This window comes from Streptomyces torulosus, from assembly GCF_001419765.1.
GTDB classification, from domain to species: domain Bacteria; phylum Actinomycetota; class Actinomycetes; order Streptomycetales; family Streptomycetaceae; genus Streptomyces; species Streptomyces torulosus.
In genome coordinates this window covers 1-4,500 of the sequence record NZ_LIRK01000282.1, presented here as the reverse complement: position 1 = coordinate 4,500, position 4,500 = coordinate 1, and the positions used below count along the sequence as shown (strand labels likewise).

Genomic DNA, 4,500 nt, shown 5'->3' with positions numbered 1-4,500 from the left:
GTGCTGTGACCGGAAAGGTTTGCCGGAAAGCTCGCGGCGTCCGGTGCGGTGCCTCGCAAGGCGGAGCATGGCCCGCGTACTGGATGTACTCGGGTCATGCGACAACGCCGCGAGGTGCCGTGCCGGGCGTCGCGAGCCGGTGAACCTTTCCGGTCACAGCACTAGTCGTTCGCGGACTCGTTCTGCGGTAGGCAGGTGACCAGCAGGACCACACCGCTCAGCAGGAACACGCGCAGGGCCGCGTCGAGGCCGTTCCAGCTCTTGGACTGCCACATCACGAACCACTCGCCGCCTATCGCCATGAAGCCGGCGCCGAAGAGGAGCAGGACCATGAGCAGACCGAGGGTGCTGTAGCGGCGGGCGGTGTGGAACGCGCGGGACCGCAGGCCGGTGGCCCAGAAGTACGTGGCCGCCACGAGGAGCAGGGCGGCGACCGTCTCCCAGACGATGATGGCGACGTACGCCGTGTCCTGAAGGCCCTTCGACGTGATCGCCCGCCACATGAGGTCCTCGTCCTTGAACGTGGTGTCCATGGCGAGAACATGCCGTACGAACTGCTGGTTGGTGCCGAAGTCGGTGATGTTGCTGAAGGCGACGAGCGCCATGTAGAGGGCGACGGTGCCGACGAGGAGCGTCGAGGTGAGGGGAAGAAGGGACGAACGAGGTCTCAGTTCAGCGGACATGGATCAACTATGTCCCGCACGATCCGACCAACCCCAGGTGATTTTCGGCGCGTTGGGCCAGAATCAGAGGCTGCGGACTGGCGGAAACCGTACGGGCGGCGACCACCCCGACGGCGTACGAGCGGAGGATGACGCATGGCACCGGCGCGGCCCCCGGTTCCGACGATGCAGGAGCTGATCCGGCGACGCACCCGGCAGGGCTTCGTCGGCCGTGCCGCGGAACGCGCCGCGTTCCGCGCCGGTCTCGACCTGCCGATCGAGGACGAGCGCCGACGCTTCCTGTTCCACGTCCACGGCGACGCCGGTATCGGCAAGACCTTCCTCGTGAGGGAGTTGGAGCAGATCGCGCGGGAGCACGGAGCCCTCACCGCGTACGTCGACGACGGGGCCGGCAGTGTCCCCGAGGCCATGGCGGTGATCGCCGACCGGTTCGCCCGTGAGGGGCGGCGGTTCAAGGAACTGGAGCGGCTGCTCACGGCCCACCGGGAGCGGCGGTACGAGGCCGAACTGGCCGCCCTGACCGCGGCGGAGCCCGAGGAGGAGGCCGGCGACGGGCCCCCGGCGCCCTCCGCCGCGAGCACGGCCGCCGCTCGGGCGACCCTCGTGGCCCTCGGCCTGCTGCCCGTCGTCGGGCCGTTCGCCGGTGCCGTCGACCCCGACGGACTGGCCCGCGGCGCCGACCGGCTGTGGACCGGCACGGTCTCCCGGCTGCGCGGCCAGGAGGACGCCCGCCTCCTCCTCGACCCCGACCGGGTCCTGACCCCCGTCCTGCTCGACGAACTCGCCGCGGTCGCCGCCGAAGTGTCGTGGATCGTCCTGCTCTTCGACACCTACGAGCGGACCGGCCCCTTCCTCGACCCGTGGCTGCACGACCTCGTCACCGGCGACCGCCACGGCGCCCTCCCCGGCAATGTCGTCCTCGTCACCGCCGGCCGGCGGCCCTTCGACACCGCACGCTGGGGCGGGCTCGCCGACTTCGTCGCGGACCTCCCGCTCCGGCCGTTCACCGAGACGGAGACGCGAGGGCTCCTCGCCGCCAGGGGCGTCCTCGACGAGCCCGTCGTCGACGAGGTGCTGCGCCTCACCGGCGGCCTCCCCGTCCTCGTCTCCACGCTCGCCGAGGCCCGCCCCCGCGACCTCGACGACCTGGCCGACGCGGGCGACCCCAGCGCCACCGCCGTGGAACGCTTCCTGAAGTGGGAGTCCGACCCGGTGCACCGGGCCGCGGCCCTGGCCTGCGCGCTGCCCCGGTGGCTGGACGCGGACGTGTTCCGGGCGGCCGTGGCGGAACCGGACGCGGACGGCGCCGCGGGCGACAGCGGCGGCGCCCCCGATGCCCTGCTCGCCTGGCTGCGCGCCCTGCCCTTCGTCACCGACCGCGGGGACCGGATCGTCTACCACGACGTCGTCCGCGCGCCCATGGTCCGGCTGCAGCGCCTGCGGTCGCCCCGCACGTGGACCGAGCGGCACCGCCGACTGGCCGCGGCCTTCGCCGGACGGCGGGCCGCGACCGAGGCCGAGGCGGGCCTCACGGAGGACGGGCTCTGGGGCATCGAACGCTGGCGGGAGGCGCGTCTGGCCGAGACCTACCACCTGCTGTGCGCGGGGGAGCGCGGCGCGCTGCCGGGGGCGTTGCACGACGCCGTGGGGGCGTGCGGCGAGGGCGAACCGGTGGCCCGGCGGTGGGCCGAGACGCTGGCCCGGGCGGGCCGCGACGCGGACGATGCGGAGCCCGCCCGCTGGGGCGAGGACCTGCTGGCGGCGCTGGCGCGGGGCGGTGTGCACGACGCGCTGGGCGCCCTGCTCCTGCGGGCCGGCCTCGACGCCCGGCACCAGGCGCTCGCCCACGCCCTGCGGGGGCGGACCCTGCACCGCGACGGGGCGAACGAGCGGGCGGTCACCGAGTTCGACCGCGCGCTCGCCCTCGACCCGGAACTGGTCACCGCGTACACGGGGCGGGCCGTCGCCCGCGCCCACACCGGGGACCACTCCGCCGCCGTGGCCGACCTCGACCGGGCCGACGCCCTCGCCCCCGACGACGCCACCACCCTCACGCTGCGCGGCGACTACCACCGCCTCCTCGGGAACCTGTCCGCCGCGATCGCCGACCTGGACCGGGCGGTGGCGCTCGCCCCGGCCCGCCGCGTGCCCTGGGCCTCCCGCGGCGCCGCCCGGCACGCCCAGGGCCGCCTCGACGAGGCCCTCGTGGACCTGGACCGGGCCCTGGAACTGGACGGCACCTATGTGTGGGCCCTGGTGCGGCGCGCCCGCGTCCGCCGCTCGCGGGGCGAACACGAGCGCCAACTGGCCGATCTGCACCACGCGGTGGCGCTGGAGCCCGACACGGCGTGGGTGCGCTGCGAACGCGGGGACGCCCTGCGGGTCGCCGGCCGTGACGCGGAGGCCCTCGCCGACTACGACCGGGCGATCGAGCGGGACGAGCTGTACGCGTCGGCGTACGCCAGCCGGGGTGTCTCCCTCATGAAGCTGGGCCGCCACGCGGAGGCCCTGCTGGACCTCGACCGGGCGGTGGCCCTGGCCCCCGAGTACACCTGGGCGCTCCGCCACCGGGTGGCGCTCCACCTCGAACTCGGCGACCCCGTGCGGGCGCTGGCCGACGCGGAGCGGGCGCTGGAGCTGCGGCCCGACGACTCGTGGGCGGAGGAACTGCACGGCCGGGCCACCGAGGCGGCGGCCCGGCCGGGCGGAGCGGGATAGGGCCTACTTGGCGAAGCCGCTGCCGAGGAGCGCGCCCTTCTCCGGCGCCTTCAGGACGGACGGCCCGAACGAGGTGATGTTGTTCGTGGTCAGGCCCGCCTTGGAGCCGCGGAACAGCCACACCGCGCCGGAGTTCTCGTACGTGCCGTCCTCCGTGGGCGCGGCGACGGCGAGGTCGGCGCGGTCGTTGGCGTTGACGTCGAGCAGGGCGACGGCCCCCCCGAACCGGTCACCGGCCTCGGAGACCCCGGGCACGCCCGTGTCGGACTGGTCGAAGGCCTGGGCGCCGGTGCCGGTGAGCCCGGAGGGGCCGCCCTTCAGCAGGACCACCGAGCCGGCGTCGCGGACGGACCCGATGTCCTCGCCGGGCACGCCGACCGCGATGTCCGGGTAGCCGTCGCCCGTCACGTCCCCGGCGGCGAGCGCGTCGCCGAACTGGTCGCCGTAGTCGCTGTCGTCGTCGTCGCGGTGCCCGGCCTCGGAGACGCCGGGCACGCCCGCCGTGTCCTGCGTGATGCTCGTGACCCGGCTGCTGGGTCCGTCGGGGCCGCCGTACACGACCCGGACGTTGCCCGCCTCGTACATCCGCATCTCGGAGACGGCGTCAACGCGCCGTCCCACGTAGTCGCCGTAGCCGTCCCCGTCCACGTCGGCGACGACCCCGCCGACGGAGGCGGACCCGGTGGTCCGGGAGTGCTCGGTGTCGATGCCGGCCGCGGTGCCCGGCCACCACAGGGTCGCGTACGACCGCTCCTCGAAGCCGTGGGTGGTGACGAGGTCGTCCGTGCCGTCACCGTTCATGTCGCCGGCGATGACGTCCCAGGTCTCCTTCCTCTCGTCCACCGGGAAGACGTTGGTGCCCGCCGGGGCGCCGTCACGGGTGAACGGACCCAGGCGGACCTGGAGGCGCCCGTTGTTGCCGAGGGCGAGGTCGGCCTTGCCGTCGCCGTTGAAGTCGCCGCCGGCCAGCTTGCTGACGGTACCGTCGAGGGCGGTGGCGGAGGACAGACCGCTCGCGGAGCCCCACAGCACGGCGGCGCCCTTGTAGGCGCCGACGACGAGGTCGGTGTAGCCGTCCCCGTCGAGGTCGCGGGCGGCG

3 protein-coding genes are annotated in these 4,500 nt (G+C 74.5%); 1 reads left to right on the top strand and 2 read right to left on the bottom strand.

Going from position 1 to position 4,500, the window contains the following annotated elements; translation table 11 throughout:
* Positions 1–161 precede the first annotated feature (161 nt).
* Positions 162–683, bottom strand: coding sequence for a DUF2165 domain-containing protein (locus tag AOK23_RS20300; protein WP_055714114.1), 522 nt, complete (start codon positions 681–683; stop codon positions 162–164).
* Between the two features lie 135 nt (positions 684–818).
* Here AOK23_RS20300 and AOK23_RS20295 point away from each other — a divergent pair, with 135 nt between their 5' ends.
* Positions 819–3,401, top strand: coding sequence for a tetratricopeptide repeat protein (locus tag AOK23_RS20295; protein WP_055714113.1), 2,583 nt, complete (start codon positions 819–821; stop codon positions 3,399–3,401).
* A gap of 3 nt (positions 3,402–3,404) precedes the next feature.
* Here AOK23_RS20295 and AOK23_RS20290 read toward each other — a convergent pair.
* Positions 3,405–4,500 (bottom strand): FG-GAP-like repeat-containing protein (locus AOK23_RS20290; protein WP_055714112.1); only part of this gene is annotated, 1,096 nt, incomplete at its 5' end.

Excerpts from the sequence above, each read along its gene's own strand:
- AOK23_RS20295 (WP_055714113.1), top strand. The coding sequence starts at position 819 with ATGGCACCGGCGCGGCCCCCGGTTCCGACGATGCAGGAGCTGATCCGG.
- AOK23_RS20300 (WP_055714114.1), bottom strand. The coding sequence starts at position 683 with ATGTCCGCTGAACTGAGACCTCGTTCGTCCCTTCTTCCCCTCACCTCG.